General features: G+C 64.4%; 34 protein-coding genes. 3 read left to right on the top strand and 31 right to left on the bottom strand.

Going from position 1 to position 23,518, the window contains the following annotated elements:
* Nucleotides 1-7 precede the first annotated feature (7 nt).
* Together XI09_RS02500 and XI09_RS02495 are read right to left on the bottom strand one after the other, a co-directional pair.
* Nucleotides 8-1,345, bottom strand: a complete 1,338-nt coding sequence (locus tag XI09_RS02500; protein WP_271565526.1) for a replication-associated recombination protein A — start codon at nucleotides 1,343-1,345, stop codon at nucleotides 8-10.
* Entirely contained in the window at nucleotides 1,342-2,748 is a 1,407-nt protein-coding gene (locus XI09_RS02495; protein ID WP_271565525.1) for a DegQ family serine endoprotease, read from the bottom strand. The genes XI09_RS02500 and XI09_RS02495 overlap by 4 nt, the downstream gene beginning before the upstream one ends.
* A 313-nt stretch (nucleotides 2,749-3,061) precedes the next feature.
* On the opposite strand from XI09_RS02495, the gene XI09_RS02490 reads away from it, so the two are divergent.
* Nucleotides 3,062-4,675 (top strand): OprO/OprP family phosphate-selective porin, encoded by a 1,614-nt coding sequence (locus tag XI09_RS02490; RefSeq protein ID WP_271565524.1) that lies wholly within the window; start codon nucleotides 3,062-3,064, stop codon nucleotides 4,673-4,675.
* Nucleotides 4,676-4,840: 165 nt separating this feature from the next.
* Here XI09_RS02490 and XI09_RS02485 read toward each other — a convergent pair whose 3' ends face one another.
* A complete protein-coding gene (locus XI09_RS02485) occupies nucleotides 4,841-5,218 on the bottom strand; it encodes a winged helix-turn-helix transcriptional regulator (RefSeq protein WP_271565523.1) in 378 nt (125 codons plus the stop codon).
* Between the two features lie 133 nt (nucleotides 5,219-5,351).
* Between XI09_RS02485 and XI09_RS02480 the strand changes: the two genes are divergently transcribed.
* Nucleotides 5,352-6,365 (top strand): zinc-binding alcohol dehydrogenase family protein, encoded by a 1,014-nt coding sequence (locus XI09_RS02480; RefSeq protein ID WP_271565522.1) that lies wholly within the window; start codon nucleotides 5,352-5,354, stop codon nucleotides 6,363-6,365.
* 106 nt (nucleotides 6,366-6,471) lie between these two features.
* Here the strand turns inward: XI09_RS02480 and XI09_RS02475 are convergent, their stop codons facing one another.
* Nucleotides 6,472-6,780 (bottom strand): DUF1330 domain-containing protein, encoded by a 309-nt coding sequence (locus XI09_RS02475; RefSeq protein ID WP_271565521.1) that lies wholly within the window; start codon nucleotides 6,778-6,780, stop codon nucleotides 6,472-6,474.
* 10 nt (nucleotides 6,781-6,790) lie between these two features.
* Nucleotides 6,791-7,579, bottom strand: a complete 789-nt coding sequence (locus XI09_RS02470; protein ID WP_271565520.1) for an SDR family NAD(P)-dependent oxidoreductase — start codon at nucleotides 7,577-7,579, stop codon at nucleotides 6,791-6,793.
* A 188-nt stretch (nucleotides 7,580-7,767) separates the two neighbouring features.
* Between XI09_RS02470 and XI09_RS02465 the strand changes: the two genes are divergently transcribed.
* Entirely contained in the window at nucleotides 7,768-8,745 is a 978-nt protein-coding gene (locus XI09_RS02465; protein WP_271565519.1) for a Bug family tripartite tricarboxylate transporter substrate binding protein, read from the top strand.
* Nucleotides 8,746-8,824: 79 nt separating this feature from the next.
* Here the strand turns inward: XI09_RS02465 and rplQ are convergent, their stop codons facing one another.
* The 26 genes from rplQ to rplC form a co-directional block, all read right to left on the bottom strand.
* Entirely contained in the window at nucleotides 8,825-9,241 is a 417-nt protein-coding gene (gene rplQ, locus XI09_RS02460; RefSeq protein ID WP_011088131.1) for a 50S ribosomal protein L17, read from the bottom strand.
* 145 nt (nucleotides 9,242-9,386) lie between these two features.
* Entirely contained in the window at nucleotides 9,387-10,418 is a 1,032-nt protein-coding gene (locus XI09_RS02455; protein ID WP_011088132.1) for a DNA-directed RNA polymerase subunit alpha, read from the bottom strand.
* Nucleotides 10,419-10,530: 112 nt separating this feature from the next.
* Nucleotides 10,531-10,920, bottom strand: coding sequence for a 30S ribosomal protein S11 (gene rpsK / locus XI09_RS02450; protein WP_007603045.1), 390 nt, complete (start codon nucleotides 10,918-10,920; stop codon nucleotides 10,531-10,533).
* Between the two features lie 130 nt (nucleotides 10,921-11,050).
* Nucleotides 11,051-11,419 (bottom strand): 30S ribosomal protein S13, encoded by a 369-nt coding sequence (gene rpsM / locus XI09_RS02445; protein ID WP_008549231.1) that lies wholly within the window; start codon nucleotides 11,417-11,419, stop codon nucleotides 11,051-11,053.
* A gap of 185 nt (nucleotides 11,420-11,604) precedes the next feature.
* Nucleotides 11,605-12,498, bottom strand: a complete 894-nt coding sequence (locus XI09_RS02440; protein WP_271565518.1) for an adenylate kinase — start codon at nucleotides 12,496-12,498, stop codon at nucleotides 11,605-11,607.
* Between the two features lie 279 nt (nucleotides 12,499-12,777).
* Nucleotides 12,778-14,109, bottom strand: coding sequence for a preprotein translocase subunit SecY (gene secY, locus XI09_RS02435; RefSeq protein ID WP_271565517.1), 1,332 nt, complete (start codon nucleotides 14,107-14,109; stop codon nucleotides 12,778-12,780).
* 149 nt (nucleotides 14,110-14,258) lie between these two features.
* On the bottom strand, nucleotides 14,259-14,744 hold the full coding sequence (gene rplO, locus XI09_RS02430; RefSeq protein ID WP_018322273.1) for a 50S ribosomal protein L15: 486 nt from the start codon (nucleotides 14,742-14,744) through the stop codon (nucleotides 14,259-14,261).
* A 73-nt stretch (nucleotides 14,745-14,817) separates the two neighbouring features.
* Nucleotides 14,818-15,012: a 50S ribosomal protein L30 gene (gene rpmD, locus XI09_RS02425; protein ID WP_011088137.1), complete on the bottom strand. Its 195-nt coding sequence runs from the start codon at nucleotides 15,010-15,012 to the stop codon at nucleotides 14,818-14,820.
* Between the two features lie 25 nt (nucleotides 15,013-15,037).
* Nucleotides 15,038-15,631 (bottom strand): 30S ribosomal protein S5, encoded by a 594-nt coding sequence (gene rpsE, locus XI09_RS02420; protein ID WP_027549202.1) that lies wholly within the window; start codon nucleotides 15,629-15,631, stop codon nucleotides 15,038-15,040.
* Nucleotides 15,632-15,675: 44 nt separating this feature from the next.
* Entirely contained in the window at nucleotides 15,676-16,038 is a 363-nt protein-coding gene (gene rplR, locus XI09_RS02415; protein WP_007603036.1) for a 50S ribosomal protein L18, read from the bottom strand.
* 11 nt (nucleotides 16,039-16,049) lie between these two features.
* Nucleotides 16,050-16,583 (bottom strand): 50S ribosomal protein L6, encoded by a 534-nt coding sequence (gene rplF, locus XI09_RS02410; protein ID WP_011088138.1) that lies wholly within the window; start codon nucleotides 16,581-16,583, stop codon nucleotides 16,050-16,052.
* A gap of 16 nt (nucleotides 16,584-16,599) precedes the next feature.
* Entirely contained in the window at nucleotides 16,600-16,998 is a 399-nt protein-coding gene (gene rpsH / locus XI09_RS02405) for a 30S ribosomal protein S8 (RefSeq protein WP_011088139.1), read from the bottom strand.
* Nucleotides 16,999-17,012: 14 nt separating this feature from the next.
* A complete protein-coding gene (rpsN, locus tag XI09_RS02400; RefSeq protein ID WP_011088140.1) occupies nucleotides 17,013-17,318 on the bottom strand; it encodes a 30S ribosomal protein S14 in 306 nt (101 codons plus the stop codon).
* A gap of 46 nt (nucleotides 17,319-17,364) precedes the next feature.
* A complete protein-coding gene (gene rplE, locus XI09_RS02395; protein WP_018647250.1) occupies nucleotides 17,365-17,922 on the bottom strand; it encodes a 50S ribosomal protein L5 in 558 nt (185 codons plus the stop codon).
* Entirely contained in the window at nucleotides 17,915-18,229 is a 315-nt protein-coding gene (rplX, locus tag XI09_RS02390) for a 50S ribosomal protein L24 (RefSeq protein ID WP_011088142.1), read from the bottom strand. The genes rplE and rplX overlap by 8 nt, the downstream gene beginning before the upstream one ends.
* A complete protein-coding gene (gene rplN / locus XI09_RS02385) occupies nucleotides 18,229-18,597 on the bottom strand; it encodes a 50S ribosomal protein L14 (RefSeq protein ID WP_007603030.1) in 369 nt (122 codons plus the stop codon). The genes rplX and rplN overlap by 1 nt, the downstream gene beginning before the upstream one ends.
* A gap of 84 nt (nucleotides 18,598-18,681) precedes the next feature.
* Nucleotides 18,682-18,930 (bottom strand): 30S ribosomal protein S17, encoded by a 249-nt coding sequence (gene rpsQ / locus XI09_RS02380; protein ID WP_011088143.1) that lies wholly within the window; start codon nucleotides 18,928-18,930, stop codon nucleotides 18,682-18,684.
* Between the two features lie 13 nt (nucleotides 18,931-18,943).
* The gene (rpmC, locus tag XI09_RS02375; RefSeq protein WP_011088144.1) at nucleotides 18,944-19,150 is read right to left on the bottom strand and encodes a 50S ribosomal protein L29; all 207 of its coding nucleotides are present in this window, start codon (nucleotides 19,148-19,150) and stop codon (nucleotides 18,944-18,946) included.
* 5 nt (nucleotides 19,151-19,155) lie between these two features.
* On the bottom strand, nucleotides 19,156-19,569 hold the full coding sequence (rplP, locus tag XI09_RS02370; protein WP_220010735.1) for a 50S ribosomal protein L16: 414 nt from the start codon (nucleotides 19,567-19,569) through the stop codon (nucleotides 19,156-19,158).
* 31 nt (nucleotides 19,570-19,600) lie between these two features.
* Nucleotides 19,601-20,323 (bottom strand): 30S ribosomal protein S3, encoded by a 723-nt coding sequence (rpsC, locus tag XI09_RS02365; protein ID WP_092192679.1) that lies wholly within the window; start codon nucleotides 20,321-20,323, stop codon nucleotides 19,601-19,603.
* Nucleotides 20,324-20,340: 17 nt separating this feature from the next.
* The gene (gene rplV / locus XI09_RS02360) at nucleotides 20,341-20,727 is read right to left on the bottom strand and encodes a 50S ribosomal protein L22 (RefSeq protein ID WP_028137020.1); all 387 of its coding nucleotides are present in this window, start codon (nucleotides 20,725-20,727) and stop codon (nucleotides 20,341-20,343) included.
* A gap of 10 nt (nucleotides 20,728-20,737) precedes the next feature.
* Complete coding sequence (rpsS, locus tag XI09_RS02355) at nucleotides 20,738-21,016, bottom strand: 30S ribosomal protein S19 (protein WP_008136357.1); 279 nt, start codon at nucleotides 21,014-21,016, stop codon at nucleotides 20,738-20,740.
* A gap of 12 nt (nucleotides 21,017-21,028) precedes the next feature.
* A complete protein-coding gene (gene rplB, locus XI09_RS02350; protein ID WP_271565516.1) occupies nucleotides 21,029-21,862 on the bottom strand; it encodes a 50S ribosomal protein L2 in 834 nt (277 codons plus the stop codon).
* A gap of 12 nt (nucleotides 21,863-21,874) precedes the next feature.
* Nucleotides 21,875-22,177, bottom strand: a complete 303-nt coding sequence (locus tag XI09_RS02345) for a 50S ribosomal protein L23 (protein ID WP_011088149.1) — start codon at nucleotides 22,175-22,177, stop codon at nucleotides 21,875-21,877.
* On the bottom strand, nucleotides 22,174-22,794 hold the full coding sequence (gene rplD, locus XI09_RS02340) for a 50S ribosomal protein L4 (RefSeq protein ID WP_057745497.1): 621 nt from the start codon (nucleotides 22,792-22,794) through the stop codon (nucleotides 22,174-22,176). Before rplD ends, XI09_RS02345 begins: the two co-directional genes overlap by 4 nt.
* Nucleotide 22,795: 1 nt before the next feature.
* Nucleotides 22,796-23,512 (bottom strand): 50S ribosomal protein L3, encoded by a 717-nt coding sequence (gene rplC / locus XI09_RS02335; RefSeq protein ID WP_271565515.1) that lies wholly within the window; start codon nucleotides 23,510-23,512, stop codon nucleotides 22,796-22,798.
* Nucleotides 23,513-23,518 lie beyond the last annotated feature (6 nt).

Genomic DNA, 23,518 nt, shown 5'->3' with positions numbered 1-23,518 from the left:
GCCGTTTCTAGCGCGAGCCGCTCCGCTCTTTCCGCAGCTTGGCCCAGTAATCCAGCCGCTTCCTGATCTCCCGCTCGAAACCGCGCTCGGGCGGGTCGTAGAAGGTCTGGCGGCCCAGGGCTTCCGGGAAATAATCCTGGCCGGAGAAGGCGTCGGGGGCGTCGTGGTCGTATTCGTAAGCTGCGCCGTAGCCTTCCGACTTCATCAGCTTGGTCGGGGAATTGAGGATGTGCTTTGGCGGCAGCAGCGAGCCGGCCTGCTTTGCGGTCTGCATGGCGGCACCGAAGGCGGCGTAGACTGCGTTCGATTTCGGCGCAGTGGCGAGATAGACCACCGCTTGCGCGATGGCGAGCTCGCCTTCGGGATGGCCGAGGAAGTCGAAGGCGTCCTTGGCGGCATTGGCGATGACGAGCGCCTGCGGATCGGCAAGGCCGATGTCCTCGACCGCCATGCGCACGACGCGGCGGGCCAGAAACAGCGGGTCCTCGCCGGCATCGAGCATGCGCGCGAGATAATACAGCGCGGCGTCGGGATCGGAGCCGCGCACCGACTTATGCAGCGCCGAGATCAGGTTGTAATGACCGTCGGCCGACTTGTCGTAGATCGGCGCGCGGCGTTGCAGGATATCCTGCAACTGCGCGGCATTGAAGATCTCGTCAGCCCGCGCCGAACGCCAAACCTCTTCGGCGAGCGTCAGCGATGCCCTTCCATCGCCGTCGGCCATGCGCACCAGCACCGCGCGTGCTTCCGCATCGAGCGGCAGCTTGCGGCCCTCGACCTCCTCGGCATGCGCAAACAGCTTTTCGATCGCGGCCGCATCGAGCGAGCGAAACACCAGCACACGCGCACGCGACAGAAGCGCCGCGTTGAGCTCGAAGGACGGGTTTTCGGTGGTGGCGCCGACCATGACCACCGTGCCGTCTTCCATGACAGGAAGAAACGAGTCCTGCTGGGCGCGGTTGAAGCGGTGTACCTCGTCGACGAACAGAAGCGTGCCCTTGCCCATCTCGCGGCGGGCACGCGCGGCATCGAACGCCTTCTTGAGGTCGGCCACGCCGGAGAACACCGCGGAGATCTGCTCGAAATGCAGGTCGGTCGCATCCGCCAGCAGCCGCGCGACCGTGGTCTTGCCGGTGCCGGGCGGGCCCCAGAACACCAGCGAGCCGAGCGTGCGCGTCTCCAGCATGCGCGTCAGCGCACCGTCGGGGCCGAGGATGTGATCCTGGCCGACGACCTCCGACAACGCGCGCGGGCGCAGCCGGTCCGGCAGCGGATGCGGAGCCTCGTGATCGAGCCCCGCCGCGGCAAAGAGAGTTGGCGTCTCCTGTGGTCGCTTCGGACTCATCCGCCCAGCGTAACGTTGATCTGCTGACCGCCGCGCACCAGCGTGATGCGCCAGATCCGCGGGCGCTCGCCCGCGGCCTTCTCGAGGTCGCCGGTCTTGCCGATCTTCTGGTTGTTGACCGCGAGGATGATGTCGCCCTTCTGGAAGCCGACCTGAGCGGCCGCGCTGTCGCCGCCGAGATCGGTAATCACGACGCCTTCGGTGTCGGCATCCAGATGCAGCTCGTCGGCGACCGCCGGCGTGATGGTCGAGACCTTCGCGCCCTGGAACGGCGAACGCGTGGTGACGACGAGCTCGTTGCGGCCGGCGTCGGGCGCGGTCTCCAGCGCCACCGTCAGCTTGACCGGCTTGCCGCCGCGCTGCACGTCGATCTGCGCGGTGCCGCCGAGCGGACGCGTCGCGAAGCGGTAGTCGAAGGCATTGGGGTCATCCACGGTCTGGCCGTCGATCCCGGTGATGAGATCGGAGGATTTCAGGCCGGCCTTCGCTGCGGGGCCGTTCGAGACCACGCTCGCGACCAAGGCACCGGTCGGCGAACGCAAGCCGAGGCTTTCGGCGATCTCGGGCGTCACCGTCTGCAATTTGGCGCCGAGCCAGGGACGCTTCACCGCCTTGCCGCCGCTCTTGGCGGAGGCGACGACGACGCGCACCATGTTGGCGGGGATCGCAAAGCCGATGCCCTGCGAGCCGCCGGAGCGCGAATAGATCGCGGTGTTGATGCCGGCAAGCTTGCCACTCATGTCGACCAGCGCACCGCCGGAATTGCCGGGATTGATCGCCGCATCGGTCTGGATGAAGAACTGATAGTCGGTGATGCCGACCTGCGTGCGCGCCAGCGCCGAGATGATGCCGTGGGTCACGGTCTGGCCGACGCCGAAGGGATTGCCGATCGCGAGCACGACGTCGCCGACCAGCAACTCGTCCGAGTTGGTGAAGTCGAGCGTCGGGAATTTCTCCTTGCTGTCCTTCAGGCGCAGTACGGCGAGATCGGTGCGGGAATCCTTCAGCAGAATCTCGGCCTCGAACTCGCGCTTGTCCGACAGCGACACCTTGACCTGGTCCGCGCCCTCGATGACGTGGACGTTGGTGACGACGAGGCCCGACGTATCGACGATGACGCCTGAGCCGAGCGAGCGCTGCATCTGCTCGGGCTGCTGGCCGGGCACGCCGAAGAAGCGGCGGAAGACCGGGTCGTCGAGCAGCGGATTGCGGTTCTGCACCACCTTGGCGGCATAGACGTTGACGACGGCCGGCTGCACCCGCTGTACGATCGGCGCATAGGACAGCCGCAGTTCGGCCGGCGACGTCGGGACCCGACGGTCCTGCGCCGCAGCCGGATTGAAGTGGGCCGAAAAGGCTATGCACAATGCCGTGACGACGGCGGTCCAGGTCGATCGAAACATTCCTACCTCTTGGAAAAGACGCCGGAATATAGGCGCGTTCGCCCCCCAATAGAAGGGCGCGGGACGGCAATATTCACCCCCTTCCGCCGCCTGCCGCATACACGCCCCGCGGTCGAAATGGCAATTTGCGTGGCGCCGTGGATTGGCATGATGCGCGTCATCTTGCATGGTGATGCAAGGCGGATTCGGTTGCGGCGAATTTGCATCAGTGGGAACCGCGCAGCCGGGGCGCGCCGTCGCGGGACAGTCATCGATCGTTCCTAGGCTCTCCGCCTGCGACTTGGGGAAGTTCGTCAAACGATGGAGGTGTGACGTGAGCAGGACAAGAATTGCAGCCACGGCGATTGGTCTGGCCGGTGCGCTCGCGGCCGCGCAGGCCCAGGCCCAATCGGCAAGCAGCAGCGAGCAGGAGATCGCGCTGCTGAAGCAGCAGCTGAAGATGCTGGAGCAGAAGCTCGACAAGCTCCAGAGCCAGACCGCGGCGAACACGGCGGCCACGGCGAAAGCCAAGGCCGAGGCGAAGGCCGAAGCCAAAGCCGAAGCGCGCTCGGAAGCGAAAGCGGTCGTGGCCAATGCCAACGCTGCGATCCCGCTCAAGGGGCCCGCGCCGGCGTCGGGCGTCGTCGTGACGATGCCGAACAACCGGCCGACCATCTGTACTGCCGATGGGGCGAACTGCGTCGGCATCACCGGCCGCGTGCACTACGATGTCGGCGGCTATGATTATCGTCCCAACACCGCGTCCACCGTGCCGCAGAAGCTCGACAGCGGCGAGAACGTCCGCCGCGCGCGCATCGGCCTTGCCGGCAAATTCTTCAACGACTGGAATTTCGCGCTGATCTACGACTTCGGCGGCACCTCCGATGGATTTGGCGGCGCAGCTCCGGGATCGCTGCCCGGCGGCGGCGTCTCCGGCGTCGAGAACGCCTATCTCAGCTACACCGGCCTGAAGCCGTTCGGCGGACGGATGGCGATCGAGGCCGGCATCATGGACCTGCCCTACACCATGGACGAGGCCACGAGCTCCAACGACATCATGTTCATGGAGCGCGCCTCGGCGGGCATCATCGCGACCAATATCGCTGCCGGCGACTTCCGCTCGGCGGCCGGCACGCGCTGGTACAACGACCAGCTCTGGATCGGCGGCTATGTCACGGGACCGTCGACGGGGGCGATCCATTCCGCCTCGAGCGCGGCGCCGGCGGGCACGAGCGAGCAATATGGCGCAGTGGCGCGCGTTGCCGGAAATCCGATCAGCGGCAAGGACTACTCGGTGCATATCGGCGCCGACGCGCAGTGGCTGATCCAGCCGCCGCGCAATCTCATCGCCAATACGCAGACGGTCACGCTGAGCGATCGCCCTGAGTTGCGTCTCGATCCGACCACGCTGATCTCGACCGGCGCGATCGCCAATGCCTCGGGCGCGCAGGTCTACAGCGTCGAAGCGGCGGCGACCTATGGGCCGTTCATCGTTCAGGGCGAGTACTTCTGGTACAACATCGACCGCACCGCCAACACCGGCGTGCCACTGGTCGGCGCACCGAGCCTGAAATTCCAGGGCGGCTATGCGCAGGCCGGCTACGTGCTGACCGGCGAGGGGCGGACCTACAATGCGGCGAACGCGGCCTATAACGGCGTCAAGCCGGCGCATTCGTTCTCGCTCGACGGCGGCGGCTGGGGCGCCTGGGAAATCGCGGGACGCTTCTCGACGATCGACCTCAACGACCAGCTCGCGACCGCCAACGGCATCGCCGGCGGCCGGCAGACCGTCTACACGCTGGCGCTCAACTGGTACGTCAACGGCAACGTCCGCTTCATGCTCGACTATCTGCATGGCACGGTGTCGCGGCAGGCCTCGCCGGTCTCGACCGCCGATGTCGGCTCGAAATTCGACGCCGTCGCGATGCGCACGCAGTTCGCGTTCTGAACTCGTCGTCCCGGGGCGCGCGAATGCGCGAACCCGGGACCCATAGCCACAGGGAGTAGTTTGGCGAAGGCTCGGAGTTGCCGGCTCGCGTCACAACTTGCCTCTGTGGTTATGGGTCCCGGCTTTCGCCGGGACGACACCGAGAGCTTGGCGGCCAACCTCTCACTACGCCGCGCGCTTCGGCTTCTTCACCACCACCGGCGGCGGCGCGCAGGAGAGCCGCTGCTGATGGCTCTCGCCCCAGGCCTTCAATATGTCGATCACCGGCCTGAGGCTCTCGCCGAGCTCGGAGAGGCAATACTCCACCCGCGGCGGCACCTCCGCATAGACCTTGCGGATGACGAGCCCGTCCTCCTCCAGCGCGCGAAGCTGCTTGGTCAGCATGCGCTGGGTGATGGCGGGCACCAGACGGCGCAACTCGCCGAAGCGCTGGGTGCCGCTCTGGAGGTGGTAGAGGATCACGCCCTTCCACTTGCCGTCGATCAGGTCCAGCGTCGCCTCGACCGAGCAGCCAGGGCGGCGGGCAAAATTGCGCCGTTTCATGCGTGTTTTCCCAATAGTATCCAAACGGGGACTATATCCCCGAATTTACAGTACTTGCCAAACCGGGGCCAGCGGGACAGTTAGCAGGCCGGGCGCACATCACAAGCTGCGCGCCATCTGATGGAGACAAGCCATGAAGGCCGTCGGCTACAAGAAGTCGCTTCCGATCGAGGATCAGGACGCGCTGTTCGATTTCGAGACCGCAAAACCCGAGCCCAAGGGACGCGACATCCGCGTCGCCGTGAAGGCGATCTCGGCTAATCCGGTCGATTACAAGGTGCGCAAGCGCGCCGCTCCGCCCGAGGGCGAGACGAAGATCTTGGGCTATGACGCGGCCGGCGTGGTCGATGCCGTGGGTTCTGACGTCACGCTGTTCAAGCCGGGCGACGAGGTGTTTTACGCCGGCTCGATCCTGCGCCAGGGCACCAACGCCGAATTCCACCTGGTCGACGAGCGCATCGTCGGCAACAAGCCGAAGTCGCTCTCGTTTGCGCAAGCGGCCGCCCTCCCCCTCACCTCCATCACTGCGTGGGAATTGCTGTTCGATCGTCTCGGCGCGGTGCCGGGCAAGAGCGTCGATCCGCGCACGCTGCTGATCACGGGCGGCGCCGGCGGCGTCGGCTCGATCCTGATCCAGCTTGCCCGCCGCCTCACCGGGCTGACGGTGCTCGCGACCGCGACGCGGCCGGAATCGCAGAAATGGTGCCTCGATCTCGGCGCACATGCGGTGATCGACCATGGCAAGCCGATGAAGGAGCAGATCGAGAAGCTCAAGCTGCCGCCGGTCGCGCTGGTGGCGAGCCTCACCTTCACCGATCAGCACTACAAGAGCATCGCCGAGTTCATGGCGCCGCAGGGCAAGTTCGGCCTGATCGACGACCCGCCGGAGTTCGCTGTGAGCGCGTTCAAGGGCAAGGCGATCTCGGTGCATTGGGAATCGATGTTCACGCGCTCCTCGTTCCAGACGGCTGACATGATCGCGCAGCATCATTTGCTCGATGACGTCGCCGACCTCATCGACAAGGGCGTGCTCCGCACCACGCTCGACCAGACCTTCGGCACGATCAACGCAGCCAACCTCAAGCGCGCGCACGCACTGCTCGAGAGCGGCAAGTCACGCGGCAAGATCGTGCTGGAGGGGTGGTAGGCGAGCACAGCGCCGCTGCGTAGGGTGGGCAAAGGCGCACTTGCGCCGTGCCCACCATCACGCAAAGGGCGCAGAAAGGTGGTGGGCACGCTTCGCTTTGCTCACCCTACGGCAGTTGCCCTTCTGGAGCGATGCCCTCGACAAACATCAGCCGCCGCTCCAGCGCCGTCTGCCGCAGCTTCAACGCCTCGGCATATTCCGCCGACGCGTACCATTCGCGCGCACGCGCGATCGACGGAAACTCGACGATGATGATGGTCTTGGGCGGCGGACCGCCCTCCACCACCGCGGCGGCGCCGCCGCGCGCGAGGTAGCGGCCGCCGTATTGCGCGATGGTCTGCGCCGCAAGCGCGCGATAGGCCCCCATCGCGCTCCTGTCGCGCACCTCGACCTCGGAGATCACATAGGCCGGCATGTGCGTAGCCTCAGGCAATCGTGTTGACGATGCCGCCTTCCGCGCGCAACGCCGCGCCGTTGGTCGCGGACGCCTCCTTCGACGCAACATAGACCACCATGTTGGCGATCTCGTCGACGCTGGCGAAGCGCTGGATCAGCGAACTCGGGCGATGCTGCTTGACGAAATTGGCTGCGGCTTCATCCACCGACTGACCGTTTTGTTTCGCGAGATCTTTCACGAAGGTCTCGACACCCTCCGACATGGTCGGGCCCGGCAGCACGGAATTGACGGTGACGCCGGTGCCGCGGGTGAGCTGCGCCAGACCGCGCGCGACCGAGAGCTGGGCGGTCTTGCTCATGCCGTAGTGAATCATCTCGACGGGAATGTTGAGGCCGGATTCCGAGGAGATGAAGACGATGCGGCCCCAGTTGCGCTTGAGCATGCCCTTCAGATACGCGCGCGACAGCCGCACGCCGCTCATGACGTTGACCTCGAAGAAGCGGCTCCAGTCCTCGTCGGGGATCTCGAAAAAGTCCTTCGGCTCGAAGATGCCGGCATTGTTGACGAGGATGTCGACCTCGGGCAGTGCCGCCACAAGCGCCTTGCAGCCCGAAGCGGTCGACACGTCGGCCGCGATGCCGCGCACCTTGCCACCCGCTGCTTCCAGCTTGCGCGCGGCGGCATCGACCTTGTCCTGGCCGCGCCCGTTGATCACGACGCTCGCGCCCGAGGCGGCAAGGCCCTTGGCAATGGCGTGGCCGATGCCGGCGGTCGAGCCGGTCACCAGTGCAGTTTTTCCGGAAAGGTCGATGTTCATGTAATATCTCCATCAGAGCGATGATGGGGATATCGGGCGCGGCAGATCGGGCCGCAATCGGCGCTCACCAATCAGTGAGACGCCGAGCACTTTTCCTGCGACAACGTAGACACCCTGCCTGAACCGCGGCTGGAACGATTATTGCTAAGCAGCTGCGGCGTCTCATGTGAACACGGAAGAACTATGCGATGAAGCGTACGGCTCTCACGATTATTCTCGGGCTGGTCGGCTTGATGGGCGGCAATTCGCTCGCGCCGGCTCAAACGGTCTATCCGGAAAAATCGTTGCAATTGATCGTCCCCTTCCCGCCGGGCGGCGCCTCCGACGTGGTCGCGCGCATTATCGGCGGCGAACTGGAGACGCGGCTCGGCAAGCCCGTGATCATCATGAACCGTCCCGGGGGCGGCACCACCATCGCGGCCAAGGAAGTCGCGCGCTCGGCGCCTGACGGATACACCCTGTTCTTCAGCTCAAACTCGAGCTTCACGCTGCCGGCAGCCGTGAAGGAAAGCGTGCCTTACGACGCGGCCAAGGATTTCGAGCCGGTCGGCCAGGTCGGCAAGATCACGCTGGCGCTGGTCACCTACAAGGACAATCCGGTCAACGACGTGGCTTCGCTGGTCGCCGAAGCGAAGGCCAATCCCGACAAGCTGTCGCTCGCATCATTCGGCGTCGCGACCGTCTCGCATTTCGCCGGCGAGCTGTTCAAATCGAGTGCCGGGGTCAAGATGGTCCACCTGCCCTACAAGGGCAGTGCACCGGCGATGAACGACCTCATCGGCAAGCACATCCAGTACCACGTCGACACCGTGATCGCCGTGAAGCCGCAGATCGAGGCCGGCACCGTCAAGGTGCTCGCGGTGTTCTCGGGCAAGCGCACGCCCTACCTGCCCGACGTGCCGACGCTTGCCGAACTCGGCTATGGCAACATCGACTTCGCGTCCTGGGGCGCGGTGGTCGCGCCCAAGGGGCTGCCGCCGGCCGTTCGCGACAAGCTGTCGGCGACGCTGGAGGAGATCATCAACAGCCCTTCCGTCATCGAGCGCTTCACCAAGGTCGGATTCGAACCAGGCTTCATGCGCTACAGCGATTGGGCAGGAGCCGTCGGCAAGGAGACCGCCGAGATGAAGGAGATCGCGCAAAGGGCGGGGATCAAGGAAGAATAGTCTCGCCGATCTTCGCCAGTCCCAAAACAAAAGCGGCGCCCGAGGGCGCCGCTTTCAATTCCGTGGCTGCTGAAACGGCTTACGCCGCCTCGGCTTCCTTCTCCTGCACCGGACCGGAATCCTGGCCCTTGGCATCGACGTCGCGATCGACGAACTCGATCACGGCCATCGCGGCGTTGTCGCCGTAGCGGAAGCCAGCCTTGATGATGCGGGTATAGCCGCCCTGGCGATCCTTGTAGCGGGTCGCGAGCACGTCGAAGAGCTTCTTGACCTGATCCTTGTCGCGCATCTCGGAGATGGCCTGACGGCGCATGGCCAGCCCGCCCTTCTTGCCGAGGGTCACGAGCTTCTCGACGATCGGACGGAGCTCCTTGGCCTTGGGCAGCGTGGTGACGATCTGCTCGTGCTTGATCAGTGCGGCCGCCATGTTGGCGAACATCGCCCTGCGGTGCTCGGCCGTGCGGTTGAGCTTCCGATGAACCTTGCCGTGACGCATGTGACTATTCCTTAGTTTGAAACTGCCGCGACGGTTCGTCGGACATGTTGCTCAGGTGGGCTGCCCGCGTTCGCCCTTGAAGGTGAGTAGCGAATGGCGAGTAGCGAGTTGTCATTCGCTATTCGCCACTCCCTATTCGCCTGACTTAGTAGTGATCCTCGAAGCGCTTGGCGAGCTCGTCGATGTTCTCCGGCGGCCAGCCCGGCACTTCCATGCCGAGATGCAGACCCATCTGGGCCAGCACTTCCTTGATCTCGTTCAGCGACTTGCGGCCGAAGTTCGGGGTGCGGAGCATTTCCGCTTCGCTCTTCTGCACGAGGTCGCCGATGTAGACGATGTTGTCGTTCTTCAGGCAGTTGGCCGAACGCACCGACAGCTCGAGCTCGTCCACCTTCTTGAGGAAGGCCGGGTTGAAGGCGAGGTCCGGGATGATCTCCTGGGCGACTTCCTTGCGCGGCTCTTCGAAGTTGACGAACACGTTGAGCTGATCCTGGAGGATGCGGGCGGCGTAAGCCACCGAGTCATCCGGCGAGATCGCGCCGTTGGTCTCGATCGTCATGGTCAGCTTGTCGTAGTCGAGGATCTGGCCCTCGCGGGTGTTCTCGACCTTGTAGGAGACCTTGCGGACCGGCGAGTACAGGCTGTCGACCGGGATCAGGCCGATCGGCGCGTCCTCGGGACGGTTGCGCTCGGCGGGCACGTAGCCCTTGCCGGTCGCGACGGTGAACTCCATGCGGATCTCGGCGCCCTCGTCGAGGGTGCAGATCTGGAGATCCGGGTTGAGCACGACGACGTCGCCGACGGTCTGGATGTCGCCGGCGGTGACGACGCCCGGGCCCTGCTTCTTCACGACCATGCGCTTGGGGCCTTCGCCCTGCATCTTGATCGAGATGTCCTTGATGTTCAGCACGATGTCGGTGACGTCCTCACGGACGCCGGCGATCGAGGAGAACTCGTGCAGCACGCCGTCGATGTGCACCGACTGCACCGCCGCGCCCTGGAGCGAGGAGAGCAGGATGCGGCGCAGCGCGTTGCCGAGGGTCTGGCCAAAGCCGCGCTCGAGCGGCTCGGCGACGATGGTCGCGAAGCGGGCCGGATCGCTGCCGGGCGTGACCTGGAGCTTGTTCGGCCGAATCAGTTCTTGCCAATTTTTCTGGATCGTCACTGTTTCACCCATACAGGCCAGTCGAACTGCCGTTGCAGACACTGGCGTTGGAGAAAGGCCGCAGGTCGCACCTGCGGCTTCTTGCAAAAGTCATTACGGACGCCGATGCGCCCGCAACTTCGTATCAAACGCGCCGACGCTTGCGGGGACGGCAACCGTTGTGCGGGATCGTGGTCACGTCGCGGATCGAGGTGACGGTGAAGCCTGCGGCCTGGAGCGCGCGGAGCGCCGACTCGCGGCCCGAACCGGGACCGGCGACTTCGACTTCCAGCGTGCGCATGCCGTGCTCCTGCGCCTTCTTCGACACGTCCTCGGCGGCAACCTGCGCCGCGTACGGGGTCGACTTGCGCGAGCCCTTGAAGCCCATCGTGCCGGCGGAAGACCAGGCGATCGTGTTGCCCTGCGCGTCGGTGATGGTGATGGTCGTGTTGTTGAACGACGAGTTCACGTGCGCAACGCCGGAGGCGATGTTCTTGCGTTCACGACGGCGAACGCGGGTGGCTTCCTTACCCATTGAGTACCTTTCCTGGAGATCTCAAACGCCGCCGTAATGCCAGCGGCTACACCTGTGAAAAAGCGAATGGTGAGTAGCGAATAGCGAATGGATGACCACTCGCTATTCGCTACTCACCTATTCGCGCGAATTACTTCTTCTTGCCGGCGATGGCCTTGGCCGGGCCCTTGCGCGTGCGCGCATTGGTGTGGGTGCGCTGACCGCGCACCGGCAGACCGCGACGATGACGCAGGCCGCGATAGCAGCCGAGGTCCATCAGACGCTTGATGTTGATGCCGACCTCACGACGCAGGTCACCCTCGACGAGATAGTCGCGGTCGATGACTTCGCGGATCTGGAGCACTTCGGCGTCGCTGAGCTGATTGACGCGACGATCCACCGGGATCTTCACCTTCTCCAGAATCTCACCGGCGATCTTCTGACCGATGCCATGGATGTACTGGAGCGCGATCAGCACGCGCTTGTTGGTGGGAATGTTCACGCCGGCAATACGGGCCACGGCCTTCTCTCCTGTTGCCGGTCCTCGTCAGGACCAGGCTTTAAGTGCTTGTGTTCTCGGGCAGGTGTTCACAAACGCGAACACGACGCCCACCCCCGGTCTTCCTGGGGCCCGGCATCGTCTGAAACTATCCGACTTGGATGCGGGGCTTATTAAGGGATTCCGGGGGCTTTCGTCAACCGCTGCTAGCGCTTAGCTCGCTTTTTCGTGACCTTTTTTGCGGCCTTTTTGGCACCCTTTTTGACAGCCTTCTTGGCGGTCTTTTTGGCAGCCTTCTTTACCGTCTTCTTCGCGGTCTTCTTGACCGCCTTCTTGGCGCCCTTCGCGGCCTTCTTGGCCGCCTTTTTAGCGGATTTGGCGGGCTTTTTGGCCGTTTTCGCCGACTTTTTGGCTGTTTTGGCCTTGGCCGCCCCCTTCTTGGCCGGCGCTGCCTTGGCCGCGCTCTTGGCAGGTCCCCTGGCGGTTCCCTTGCCATGCGTCTTGGGCTCGACTGCCCCGAGCGCCAGGAGCTGGCGGTGAATCGCACGGGTGACCTCGTCGATGGCCATCATGCCATCGATGGTCGAGAGCTTCCGCCGCTCGGAATAGTAGTGAATCAGGGGCTCCGTCTGGCTGCGGTAGCTGGCAAGCCGCTTGGTCAGGACCTCGGGGGTGTCGTCGAGCCGAACCTCCTCGCCGCGCTCCCGCATCTGGGCGACGCGGGTCTCGACGCGACTCAGCAGCGCGCTTTCGTTGACGCGGAGCTCGATCACTGCGTCGAGCTTGAGATGCTTGTGCTTGAGGAGCTCGTCCAGCGCCTCGGCCTGCGGCACGGTGCGCGGGAAACCGTCGAGGATGAAACCGTTCCTGGCGTCCGGCTGGTCGATCCGGTCGGAGATGATTCCGACCACGACCTCGTCGGGCACGAGGCCGCCGCTGGCCATGATCTCCTTGGCCTTCAGCCCGACCGGCGTTCCCGCCGCCACGGCCGCGCGCAGCATCTCGCCGGTCGAGAGCTGGACGATACCATAGCGCTGCACCAGCAACTGCGCCTGGGTCCCCTTGCCCGACCCCGGCGGTCCCAGAAGTATAATTCTCATCGGCGTACGCCCCCCGGATTGGTGAGCGATACGTCGCGCACCTGTGTTTGAAGATCAAGAACAGTGCAAACCATAATCGGCGCCGCACCGCCACCCATATCATAGGGGAGCGAATACCCGATCGCCAAGAAGGCCTTTGAAATCAGGGATTGTGTCGCGGTGAGAGCAGCTCTGCCGATGCGATCGAATGGCTGGCTGGCCGTCTCTGCGGGCGCCGCGCGCTGCTCTCGCGCGGGCGAATCGGCGGCGCAGTCGCGCCGCCGTCAGAGGACGCCGCGCTTAGCGGCGGCGGCCCCGCAGCTTCGACTTCCGGATCAGGCCCTCATACTGATGCGCCAGCAGATAGCCCTGCACCTGCGCCACCGTGTCCATGGTGACGCTGACGACGATCAGCAGCGAGGTGCCGCCGAAGTAGAACGGCACCGAGGCGTAGGAGATCAGGATCTCGGGGATCAAGCAGACGATCGCCAGATAGACCGCGCCGAGCACAGTGACGCGCGACAGCACGTAGTCGATATATTCCGCAGTGCGCTCGCCCGGGCGAATGCCCGGAATGAAGCCGCCGTGCTTCTTCAGATTGTCTGCGGTCTCAGTCGGGTTGAACACGATCGCGGTGTAGAAGAACGCGAAGAACACGATCAGCGCGAGATACATGATCAGGAACAGCGGACGGCCATGCCCGAGCTGGGTGGTGATCCACTGGAACCATTCCGGCCCGCTGCCCGCATTGAAGTTCGCAACCGTCGTCGGCAGCAGCAAGAGCGAAGACGCGAAGATCGGCGGGATCACGCCCGAGGTGTTGAGCTTGAGCGGCAGATGCGAGGACTGGCCCTCGAACATCTTGTTGCCGACCTGGCGCTTCGGATACTGGATCAGCAGCCGGCGCTGCGCCCGCTCCATGAACACGATGAAGGCGATCACGGCGACCGCCATGATGATGACGACCAGGATCAGGCCGGTCGACATCGCCCCCTGACGGCCGAGCTCGAGCATGTTGGCGAGCGCGGCGGGCAGCTCGGCGACGATGCCGGCGAGAATGATCAGCGAGATGCCGTTGCCGATGCCGCGCGAGGTGATCTGCTCGCCCAGCCACATCAGGAACATGGTGCCGCCGGTCAGCGTGATCGCCGTGGACAGGCGGAAGAACATGCCGGGGTCGCTGACCACGTTGCCGGCGCCTTCTAGGCCCACCGCGATGCCATAGGACTGGAACGCCGCCAGGATGACCGTCAGATAGCGGGTGTACTGGTTCAGCGTCTTGCGGCCGGCCTCGCCTTCCTTCTTCAGCGCCTCGAGCTGCGGCGAGACGGTGGTCAGGAGCTGGATGATGATCGAGGCCGAGATGTACGGCATGATGTTCAGCGCGAAGATCGCCATGCGGTGGATGCCGCCGCCGGCGAACATGTTGAACATGCCGAGGATGCCGCCCGCCTGGGAGCGGAACACCTGCTCCCAGATGTTGGGATCGATGCCGGGCAGCGGGATATAGGTTCCGAGCCGATAAACGAGCAGCGCACCCAGGGTGAACCAGATGCGCTTCTTCAGTTCGTCGGCCTTGGCAAAGGCGCCGAAATTGAGGTTGGCTGCCAGTTGTTCCGCTGCTGAGACCATCTTGGACTTTCTCCCGCCGCCTGTTGCGCCGTCATGCCCGCGGCCGGGCTACTTTTAGCGGACGCCGGACATTATCTGGGGCTCGGCTTCGATAAGTCCACGTCCCGCATGCGTAAAGGCCCGCGAGCCGCGGGCCAATGACGCAGTTGTTACGCCGCCTCGCCTTCTTCCTTGGCAGGGGCGAGGATCTTCACCGAGCCGCCGGCCTTCTCGACCGCGGCAATCGCGGTCTTGGTGGCGCCGTGCACTTCGATGTTGAGCTTGGACTTGAGCTCGCCACGGCCGAGCAGCCGCAGGCCGGCCTTGGCGCGGCGCAGCACGCCGCCCTTCACCAGGGCCTCGACGTTCACGACGCTGCCGGCGTCGATCTTCTTGGCATCGACCGCTTCCTGGAGCCGGTCGAGATTGATCTCGGCGAACTCGACGCGGAAGATGTTGTTGAAGCCGCGCTTGGGCAGACGGCGATGCATCGGCATCTGGCCGCCTTCGAAACCCTTGATGCGCACGCCCGAACGCGCGGTCTGGCCCTTGCCGCCGCGGCCGGACTGCTTGCCCTTGCCCGAACCGATGCCGCGGCCGACGCGCATACGCTTTTTGCGCGAGCCGGCGTTGTCGGCGATATCGCTGAGCTTCATCGCCCTTCTCCTTGTGTCTTGCGCATGATCTTCACCGAAAACCGGCACCCAGTTTCGGGATCATACGCCCTGCTTACTTCTCGTCGACGATGCGGACGAGATGGTGAACCTTCTCGATCATGCCGCGCACGGCCGGAGTATCCGGCAGTTCGCTGGTGCGGCCGATCTTGTTGAGCTTGAGCCCGATCAGCGTCGAACGCTGCGAGTGATGGCGGCGGATCGCGCTGCCGGTCTGCTCGAGCTTGATCGTCTTTGCGGCCTTGGCCATCTTGGTCTACTCCGAAAAGCTTCCGTTAATCGGCAGCCGCCTCGGCGTCGCCGCCGATACGGCGGGACTGGAGGGTGGACACCTTGATATTGCGGCGGGCTGCGACCGAACGCGGCGAATCCTGGTGCTTCAGCGCGTCGAAGGTCGCGCGCACCATGTTGTACGGGTTCGACGAGCCGATCGACTTCGCCACCACGTCCTGGACGCCGAGCGTCTCGAACACGGCGCGCATCGGGCCGCCGGCGATGATGCCGGTACCGGCTGGAGCGGCACGCAGGTAGACACGGCCCGCGCCATGACGGCCGGCGATGTCGTGATGCAGCGTGCGGCCCTCGCGCAGCGACACGCGGGTCAGGTTGCGCTTGGCGGATTCGGTTGCCTTGCGGATCGCCTCAGGCACTTCGCGCGCCTTGCCGTGACCGAAGCCGGCGCGGCCCTTCTGGTCGCCGATCACGACCAGCGCTGCGAAACCGAAGCGCTTGCCGCCCTTGACGACCTTGGCCACGCGGTTGATGTGGACGAGCTTGTCGACGAACTCGCTGTCGCGCTCCTCGCGCTCCTTGCGGTCGCGTCCGCCGCCGCGTTGATCGCGTCCACCACGTTGTTCGCGTTCTGCCATTTTTCCAATCCTTCTGAGGCTTGCGCCTCAATCCTCAAATTCTGTTAGAAGCTCAGCCCGCTCTCACGCGCCGCATCGGCAAGAGCCTTGACGCGCCCGTGATAGAGGTAGCTGCCGCGATCGAACACGACTTCCTTGACGCCCTTCTCGGCGGCGCGCTCGGCCAGCAGCTTGCCGACCGCCTTCGCCGCATCGATGTCGGCGCCGGTCTTGCCGCCGTCGCGCATCGACTTCTCGAGCGAGGAGGCAGAGGCCAGCGTCTCGCCCTTCAGGTCGTCGATGACCTGGGCGTAGATGTGCTTGGACGAGCGGAACACCGACAGGCGCGGACGGCCACCACCGGAGCGGCGCAGCTTCAGCCGCACACTCCGCTTGCGCCGGGCATTCGTAACCTTGGCTTTCGACATGACCGGCTCCGTTACTTCTTCTTGCCTTCCTTGCGGAAGATGAACTCGCCAACATACTTCACACCCTTGCCCTTGTAGGGCTCCGGCGGGCGGTATGAGCGGATTTCGGCGGCGACCTGGCCGACGCGCTGGATGTCGCTGCCCGTCACCGTGATTTCGGTCGGCTTCGGCACCGTGATCGTGATCCCCTCGGGGATCGTGTAGATCACGTCGTGGCTGTAGCCGAGCGCGAGCTGCAGGTTCTTGCCCTGCATCGCGGCGCGGTAGCCGACGCCGGTGATCTCGAGCTTCTTCTCGAAGCCCTTGGTGACGCCTTCGACCAGATTCGCGACCTGGGCGCGAGCGGTACCGTACAGCGCCCGCGCGCGGTTGGTCTCGAGCCGCGGCTTGACCTTGATCTGGCCGCTCTCGAGCTTCACCTCGACGTCGTCATGGACGACGAACTGAAGCTGGCCCTTCGGCCCCTTCATCTTGACGGTCTGCCCGTCGACGGTCGCGGTAACACCCGACGGCACCGCCACAGGCCTTTTGCCAACACGTGACATGGATCAAAAATCCTTCTCAGAACACCGTGAAGAGGACTTCACCGCCCACATTCGCGTCGCGCGCGCTGTGGTCGGCCATGATCCCCTTCGGCGTCGACAACACCGAAATGCCGAGCCCGTTGTTGACCCGCGGCAGGTTCTTCACCGAGGCGTAAACACGACGCCCGGGCTTGGAAACACGTTCGATCTCGCGGATGACGGGCTCGCCGTCGAAATACTTCAGCTCGATCTCGATCTCGCTGCGGCCCGAGGAGTGCTCGACCGTGGCGTAACCGCGGATGTAGCCCTCGCTCTTGAGCACCTCGAGCACGTTCTCGCGCATCCGCGAGCCCGGCGTGGAGACCTTGGTCTTGGAGCGCATCTGCGCGTTGCGGATGCGGGTGATCAGATCGCTGATTGGATCGTGCGTAGACATCTAAACGACCCTCCTTACCAGCTCGACTTCACGAGGCCCGGGACCATGCCCTTGGAGCCAAGTTCGCGCAGCGCGATACGGGACAGCTTGTTCTTGCGGTAGTTCGAGCGCGGACGGCCCGACAGCTCGCAGCGAAGACGCACGCGGGTCGCCGACGAATTGCGCGGCATCTCGGCGAGCTTCAGGGTCGCGGCGAACCGCTCCTCCATCGGCAGCGTCTTGTCGGCGATGATCGCCTTCAACCGCTCGCGCTTCGGGGCGGCGTTCTTCACCATCCGCTTGCGCCGGTTGTTCTTCTCGATTGAACTCTTCTTTGCCATGCTTGGCTCCTGGGTATCCGCGTTTGAGAGGCTTTAGGTCAGCGTCTCACTGCCGGAACGGGAAATTGAAAGCGGTCAACAAGGCCCTCGCCTCTTCGTCGGTCTTGGCCGTGGTGCAGACGGTGATGTCCATACCGCGGGCTTCCGTGACCTTGTCGAAGTCGATCTCGGGGAAAATGATGTGCTCCTTGATGCCGAGCGAGTAGTTGCCGCGGCCGTCGAAGCTCTTCGGGTTCAGGCCGCGGAAGTCGCGGACGCGCGGCAGCGCGACCGTGACCAGGCGGTCGATGAACTCGTACATGCGGGCCTTGCGCAGCGTGACCTTGCAGCCGATCGGCTGGTTCTCACGCAGCTTGAAGGTCGCGATCGCGATGCGCGAATAGGTCACGATCGCCTTCTGGCCGGCGATCTGGGTCAGCTCGGCAGCGGCGGTCTCGGCCTTCTTGCGGTCGTTGACGGAATCGCCAACGCCCATGTTCAGCACGACCTTGTCCAGGCGCGGAACCTGCATGACGTTCTCGTAACCGAACTTCTCGGTCAGCGCCGTGCGGATCTTCGCATCGTATTCCGCGCGCAGGCGCGGCGTGTAAGCGGCCTCAGCCATCGATCTCAGCTCCCGAGCTCTTGGCGATGCGGACCTTCTTGCCGTCCGCCAGAATCTTGAATCCGACGCGGGTCGGCTTTCCGTCCTTGCCGACATACGCGATGTTGGACAGTTGGATCGGCGCCTCTTTCGAGATGATGCCGCCCTCCTGGGCCTGCGTCTGCTTCTGGTGACGCTTGACCATGTTGATGCCGCGCACGAGCGCCGTGCCGGCGTCGGGGCGAACCTCGAACACTTCGCCGGTGCGACCCTTGTCTCGGCCGGTCAGCACGACGACCTTGTCGCCCTTGCGGATCTTCGCAGCCATCACAGCACCTCCGGCGCGAGGGAAATGATCTTCATGTGATTCTTGGCGCGCAGCTCGCGCGGCACGGGCCCGAAGATACGGGTGCCGACCGGCTCGGACTGGTTGTTGATCAGCACGGCGGCGTTGCGGTCGAAGCGGATGACCGAACCGTCGGCGCGGCGGATGTCCTTGCGGACGCGCACCACGACGGCCTTCATCACGTCGCCCTTCTTCACCTTGCCACGCGGAATCGCTTCCTTGATCGAGACGACGATGATGTCGCCGATCGTGGCGTAGCGGCGCTTGGAGCCCCCGAGCACCTTGATACACATGACACGGCGTGCGCCAGAATTGTCGGCCACGTCGAGGTTGGTCTGCATCTGAATCATTGATGCACCTCGTCCTCTTCTCTCTTGCGCCAGCCCAGCCGGCGCTCAACATTTCCCTGAAGACAGTCGGCTAAAGCCAACAGATCAGGCGCTTTTCTTGTGTTCGCCCCGGATCACGACCCAGCGCTTCAACTTCGAAATCGGCTTCGATTCCTCGATCCAAACCATATCGCCCGGCTTGAACTCGTTGTTCTCGTCATGCGCGTGGTAGTTCTTCGAACGGCGGATCGTCTTCTTGTAGATCGGGTGCGTAAAGCGGCGATCGACGCGGACAACGACCGTCTTGGCTGTCTTGTCGCTGACGACCACGCCCTGCAAAGTACGTTTCGGCATCTTCGTAAGCCTCTTACTTCTTCTTCGCGCGCGTCTGCGCGGCGACGGTCTTGATCCGGGCGATGTCGCGGCGGGCCTCGCGCAGGCGCGAGGTGTTCTCGAGCTGCCCGGTGGCGCGCTGGAAGCGCAGGTTAAAGCGCTCCTTCTTCAGGTTCAGGATGGCGTCATCCTGCTGGTCGGGGCTCATCGCGCGGATGTCTTCGATCTTCATCTGGGCCATGGCCATTACTCCGCAATGCGCTCGACGAAGCGCGTCTTGATCGGCAGCTTGGCGGCCGCCAGGGTCAGCGCCTCACGCGCCGTCTGGGTGTTGACGCCGTCGATCTCGAACAGCACCCGGCCCGGCTTGACGCGCGCCACCCACAGTTCCGGCGAACCCTTGCCGGAACCCATGCGGACTTCGGCCGGCTTCTTCGACACCGGAAGGTCGGGGAACACGCGGATCCAGACGCGGCCGGCGCGCTTCATGTGACGGGTCAGCGCGCGACGGGCGGCTTCGATCTGGCGCGCGGTGACGCGCTCAGGCTCGGTCGCCTTCAGGCCGAACTGGCCGAACGCCAACGTCGCGCCCGAAGACGCAACGCCGTGGATGCGGCCCTTATGCGCCTTCCGGAACTTCGTTTTCTTAGGTTGCATCATGGCTTTAAGCCCTCAAATTCCTGTGCTGGCCTTAGGCTGCGGCCGTATCGCGGCGCTGACGGCCGCGATCACCACTGCCACCAGTCTCGCCTTCGGCCATTCTCTTGTCCTGGGCCATCGGATCGTGCTCGAGGATCTCGCCCTTGAAGATCCAGACCTTGACGCCGCAGGTGCCGAAGGTCGTGAACGCGGTCGCAACGCCGTAGTCGATGTCGGCGCGCAGCGTGTGCAGCGGCACGCGACCTTCGCGGTACCACTCCATGCGCGCGATTTCCGCACCGCCGAGACGTCCCGAGCAGTTGATGCGGATGCCTTCCGCGCCGAGACGCATCGCCGACTGCACGGCGCGCTTCATGGCACGGCGGAACGCCACGCGGCGCTCCAGCTGCTGCGCGATCGACTCGGCCACCAGCGTCGCGTCGAGCTCCGGCTTGCGGATCTCGACGATGTTGATGACGACGTCGGACGAGGTGATGTCCGCGACCCGCTTGCGCAGCTTGTCGATGTCGGCGCCCTTCTTGCCGATCACCACGCCCGGGCGGGCCGAGTGGATGGTGACGCGACACTTCTTGTGCGGACGCTCGATCACGATGCGGGCGACGGCCGCCTGCTTGAGCTCCTTGTGCAGGATCTCGCGGATCTTGACGTCCTCGTGCAGCAGCTTGCCGTATTCCTGCTTGCCGGCGAACCAGCGGGAATCCCAGGTACGGTTGATGCCGAGACGCAGACCGATCGGATTGATCTTTTGACCCATCGTGTTCTCCTGCGCCCTTAAGCGGCTGCTTCGGCTTCGACCTGACGAACAATGATCGTCAGCTGCGAAAATGGTTTGTAGACACGGCCCGAACGGCCACGGCCGCGGGCGGCAAAGCGCTTCATCACGAGGCCGTTGCCGACGAAGGCCTGCGCCACGACGAGATCGTCGACGTCGAGGTCGTGGTTGTTCTCGGCATTGGCGATAGCCGATTCCAGGCACTTCTTCACGTCAACCGCGATCCGCTTGCGCGAAAACTGCAGGTCGGCGAGCGCAGCAGCCGCCTTCCGGCCGCGAATGAGCTGGGCGACCAGGTTGAGCTTCTGCGGGCTCACCCGCAGCATCCGGGCGACCGCCTTGGCCTCGTTGTCGGCGAGGCTCCGTTCGCGCTTAGGTTTGCTCATCGTTTAATCCTCAAGCCTTCTTGGCTTTCTTGTCGCCGGAGTGGCCATGGAAGGTCCGGGTCGGCGAGAACTCGCCGAACTTGTGACCGACCATTTCCTCGTTGACGGCCACCGGCACGTGCTTCTGACCGTTGTAGACACCGAAGGTCAGGCCGACGAACTGCGGCAGGATCGTCGAACGACGGCTCCAGATCTTGATGACGTCGTGACGGCCGGACGCGCGCGCGGCATCTGCCTTCTTGAGCAGAGATCCCTCGACGAACGGGCCTTTCCAGACTGAACGAACCATGTCCGGCGTTCCTTACTTCTTCCGCTTGTGGCGGCTTAGGAGAATGAATTTGTTGGTCGACTTGTTGGAGCGGGTCTTCTTGCCCTTGGTCGGCTTGCCCCACGGAGTAACCGGGTGGCGGCCGCCCGAGGTACGACCTTCACCACCGCCGTGCGGATGGTCGATCGGGTTCATCGAAACACCGCGGTTGTGCGGCTTGCGACCCAGCCAACGGTTGCGGCCGGCCTTGCCGATCGAGGTGTTCATGTGATCCGGGTTCGACACCGCGCCGATCGTGCCGCGGCAACGGCCGTGCACCAGGCGCTGCTCACCCGAGTTCAGGCGGATGATGACGTAGTCCTGGTCGCGACCGACGAGCTGGGCGTAGGTGCCCGCGGAACGGGCGAGCTGGCCGCCCTTCCCGATCTTGACCTCGATGTTGTGGATGATCGTGCCAACCGGCATGTTGCCGAGCGGCATGACGTTGCCCGGCTTCACGTCGACATAGTTGCCGGCCACGACGGAATCGCCGACCGCAAGCCGCTGCGGCGCCAGGATATAGGCCTGGGTGCCGTCTTCGTACTTGACCAGTGCGATGAACGCAGTGCGGTTCGGATCGTATTCCAGCCGCACGACGGTCGCGGGCGCATCGACCTTGTCGCGCTTGAAGTCGACGATGCGCAGGGTCTGCTTGTGACCGCCGCCGCGGAAGCGCACGGTGATGCGACCGGTATTGTTGCGACCGCCGGAGGAATGCTTGCCTTCGGTGAGCGCCTTGACCGGCTTGCCCTTGTACAGGGCCGAACGATCGACCATGACCAGCTGGCGCTGGCCCGGCGTCGTGGGATTGAATGTCTTCAGTGCCATCGTCGTACGACCTTACAGACCGGTGGTGACGTCGATCCGGTGGCCCTCTTCGAGGGTCACGATCGCGCGCTTGGTGTTCGACTGCGAGCCGAGGTTGCCGCGGAAGACCTTGGTCTTGCCCTTGCGAACCAGCGTGTTGACGCTCTTGACCTTGACGTCGAACAGCTTCTCGATCGCTTCCTTGATCTGCGGCTTGGTCGCCTTCGCGGCCACCTTGAACAGGACCTTGTTGTGCTCGGACGCCAGCGTCGCCTTTTCGGTGACGACCGGAGCAACGATCACGTCGTAGTGGCGAGGCTCAATGTTCTTCGTCATTTGAAGCGCGCCTCCAGCGCATCGATGGCGGCCTTGGTCAGAACGAGCTTCTGACGGCGCAGGATGTCATAGACGTTGATGCCCTGGATCGGCAGCACGTCCATGTTCGGGATGTTGCGGGCCGCGGCGGCAAAGCCGTTGTTGAGCTCGGCGCCGTCGATGATCAGCGCGTTGGTCAAGCCCAGACCCGAGAAGTGACCGAGTAGCGCCTTGGTCTTGGCGGCTTCCAGCGCGGCCTTCTCGATCACCAGCAGATCACCGTCCTTGGCCTTGGCCGACAGCGCATGCTTGAGAGCCAGCGCGCGCACCTTCTTCGGCAGGTCGGTGGCGTGCGAACGCACCACCGGACCGAAGGCGCGGCCACCGCCACGGAACTGCGGCACGCGGGCCGAGCCGTGACGAGCACCGCCGGTGCCCTTCTGCTTGTACATCTTCTTGCCGGTGCGCCAGATCTCGGCGCGGCCCTTGGCCTTGTGGGTGCCGGCCTGGCGCTTGTTGAGCTGCCACTGCACGCAACGCGCAATGATGTCCTGGCGCGGTTCGAGGCCGAAAATGGCGTCGGAAAGCTGGACCGAGCCGGCTTCCTTACCTTCGAGGGTGGTGACCTTCAATTCCATCTCACGCACCCTCCTGCTGGGCCGCAGCCTCGGCTTCGCCACCCGCAACCTTGAACTTGCCGGGCTTCGGAGCTTCCTTCGGCAGCGGCTTCTTGACGGCGTCGCGCACGCGGATCCAACCGCCCTTGGAGCCGGGAACGGCGCCTTCGACGAGGATCAGGCCGCGCTCGACATCGAGCTGAACGACTCGAAGGTTGAGCGTGGTGACGCGGTCGACACCCATGTGGCCGGGCATCTTCTTGTTCTTCCAGGTCTTGCCGGGATCCTGACGACCACCGGTCGAACCGATCGAGCGGTGCGAGATCGACACACCGTGCGTGGCGCGCAGACCGCCGAAGTTCCAGCGCTTCATGCCGCCGGCGAAGCCCTTACCGACCGAGGTGCCGGTGACGTCGACGAACTGGCCGACGACGAAATGATCGGCCTGGATCTCGGCGCCGACCGGGATCATGGCATCCGCGGTGACGCGGAATTCCTCGACCCGGCGCTTCGGCTCGACCTTGGCGACCGCGAACTGGCCGCGCTCCGCCTTGGGCATGTAAACGGTCTTGCGGCTGCCAGAACCGAGCTGGAGCGCGACGTAACCGTTCTTCTCTTCGGTGCGGTGGCCTACGACCTGGCAATTGCCGAGCTTCAACACGGTCACGGGGATATGTTCGCCGGCCTCCGTGAAGACCCGCGTCATCCCGACCTTTTGTGCGATCACTCCGGAGCGCATCGGCTT

The sequence above is a fragment of the Bradyrhizobium sp. CCBAU 11386 genome, assembly GCF_028128955.1.
Classification (GTDB): domain Bacteria; phylum Pseudomonadota; class Alphaproteobacteria; order Rhizobiales; family Xanthobacteraceae; genus Bradyrhizobium.
Note: the sequence above shows the minus strand (reverse complement) of the source record. Positions and strands in the feature narration are given on the sequence as shown.

Excerpts from the sequence above, each read along its gene's own strand:
- XI09_RS02500 (WP_271565526.1), bottom strand. The coding sequence starts at position 1,345 with ATGAGTCCGAAGCGACCACAGGAGACGCCAACTCTCTTTGCCGCGGCG.
- XI09_RS02495 (WP_271565525.1), bottom strand. The coding sequence starts at position 2,748 with ATGTTTCGATCGACCTGGACCGCCGTCGTCACGGCATTGTGCATAGCC.
- XI09_RS02485 (WP_271565523.1), bottom strand. The coding sequence starts at position 5,218 with ATGAAACGGCGCAATTTTGCCCGCCGCCCTGGCTGCTCGGTCGAGGCG.
- XI09_RS02480 (WP_271565522.1), top strand. The coding sequence starts at position 5,352 with ATGAAGGCCGTCGGCTACAAGAAGTCGCTTCCGATCGAGGATCAGGAC.
- XI09_RS02475 (WP_271565521.1), bottom strand. The coding sequence starts at position 6,780 with ATGCCGGCCTATGTGATCTCCGAGGTCGAGGTGCGCGACAGGAGCGCG.
- XI09_RS02470 (WP_271565520.1), bottom strand. The coding sequence starts at position 7,579 with ATGAACATCGACCTTTCCGGAAAAACTGCACTGGTGACCGGCTCGACC.
- XI09_RS02465 (WP_271565519.1), top strand. The coding sequence starts at position 7,768 with ATGAAGCGTACGGCTCTCACGATTATTCTCGGGCTGGTCGGCTTGATG.
- rplQ (WP_011088131.1), bottom strand. The coding sequence starts at position 9,241 with ATGCGTCACGGCAAGGTTCATCGGAAGCTCAACCGCACGGCCGAGCAC.
- XI09_RS02455 (WP_011088132.1), bottom strand. The coding sequence starts at position 10,418 with ATGGGTGAAACAGTGACGATCCAGAAAAATTGGCAAGAACTGATTCGG.
- rpsK (WP_007603045.1), bottom strand. The coding sequence starts at position 10,920 with ATGGGTAAGGAAGCCACCCGCGTTCGCCGTCGTGAACGCAAGAACATC.
- XI09_RS02440 (WP_271565518.1), bottom strand. The coding sequence starts at position 12,498 with ATGAGAATTATACTTCTGGGACCGCCGGGGTCGGGCAAGGGGACCCAG.
- secY (WP_271565517.1), bottom strand. The coding sequence starts at position 14,109 with ATGGTCTCAGCAGCGGAACAACTGGCAGCCAACCTCAATTTCGGCGCC.
- rplO (WP_018322273.1), bottom strand. The coding sequence starts at position 14,744 with ATGAAGCTCAGCGATATCGCCGACAACGCCGGCTCGCGCAAAAAGCGT.
- rpmD (WP_011088137.1), bottom strand. The coding sequence starts at position 15,012 with ATGGCCAAGGCCGCAAAGACGATCAAGCTCGAGCAGACCGGCAGCGCG.
- rpsE (WP_027549202.1), bottom strand. The coding sequence starts at position 15,631 with ATGGCAGAACGCGAACAACGTGGTGGACGCGATCAACGCGGCGGCGGA.
- rplR (WP_007603036.1), bottom strand. The coding sequence starts at position 16,038 with ATGTCGAAAGCCAAGGTTACGAATGCCCGGCGCAAGCGGAGTGTGCGG.
- rplF (WP_011088138.1), bottom strand. The coding sequence starts at position 16,583 with ATGTCACGTGTTGGCAAAAGGCCTGTGGCGGTGCCGTCGGGTGTTACC.
- rpsH (WP_011088139.1), bottom strand. The coding sequence starts at position 16,998 with ATGTCTACGCACGATCCAATCAGCGATCTGATCACCCGCATCCGCAAC.
- rpsN (WP_011088140.1), bottom strand. The coding sequence starts at position 17,318 with ATGGCAAAGAAGAGTTCAATCGAGAAGAACAACCGGCGCAAGCGGATG.
- rplE (WP_018647250.1), bottom strand. The coding sequence starts at position 17,922 with ATGGCTGAGGCCGCTTACACGCCGCGCCTGCGCGCGGAATACGATGCG.
- rplX (WP_011088142.1), bottom strand. The coding sequence starts at position 18,229 with ATGGCTGCGAAGATCCGCAAGGGCGACAAGGTCGTCGTGCTGACCGGC.
- rplN (WP_007603030.1), bottom strand. The coding sequence starts at position 18,597 with ATGATTCAGATGCAGACCAACCTCGACGTGGCCGACAATTCTGGCGCA.
- rpsQ (WP_011088143.1), bottom strand. The coding sequence starts at position 18,930 with ATGCCGAAACGTACTTTGCAGGGCGTGGTCGTCAGCGACAAGACAGCC.
- rpmC (WP_011088144.1), bottom strand. The coding sequence starts at position 19,150 with ATGGCCCAGATGAAGATCGAAGACATCCGCGCGATGAGCCCCGACCAG.
- rplP (WP_220010735.1), bottom strand. The coding sequence starts at position 19,569 with ATGATGCAACCTAAGAAAACGAAGTTCCGGAAGGCGCATAAGGGCCGC.
- rpsC (WP_092192679.1), bottom strand. The coding sequence starts at position 20,323 with ATGGGTCAAAAGATCAATCCGATCGGTCTGCGTCTCGGCATCAACCGT.
- rplV (WP_028137020.1), bottom strand. The coding sequence starts at position 20,727 with ATGAGCAAACCTAAGCGCGAACGGAGCCTCGCCGACAACGAGGCCAAG.
- rpsS (WP_008136357.1), bottom strand. The coding sequence starts at position 21,016 with ATGGTTCGTTCAGTCTGGAAAGGCCCGTTCGTCGAGGGATCTCTGCTC.
- rplB (WP_271565516.1), bottom strand. The coding sequence starts at position 21,862 with ATGGCACTGAAGACATTCAATCCCACGACGCCGGGCCAGCGCCAGCTG.
- XI09_RS02345 (WP_011088149.1), bottom strand. The coding sequence starts at position 22,177 with ATGACGAAGAACATTGAGCCTCGCCACTACGACGTGATCGTTGCTCCG.
- rplD (WP_057745497.1), bottom strand. The coding sequence starts at position 22,794 with ATGGAATTGAAGGTCACCACCCTCGAAGGTAAGGAAGCCGGCTCGGTC.
- rplC (WP_271565515.1), bottom strand. The coding sequence starts at position 23,512 with ATGCGCTCCGGAGTGATCGCACAAAAGGTCGGGATGACGCGGGTCTTC.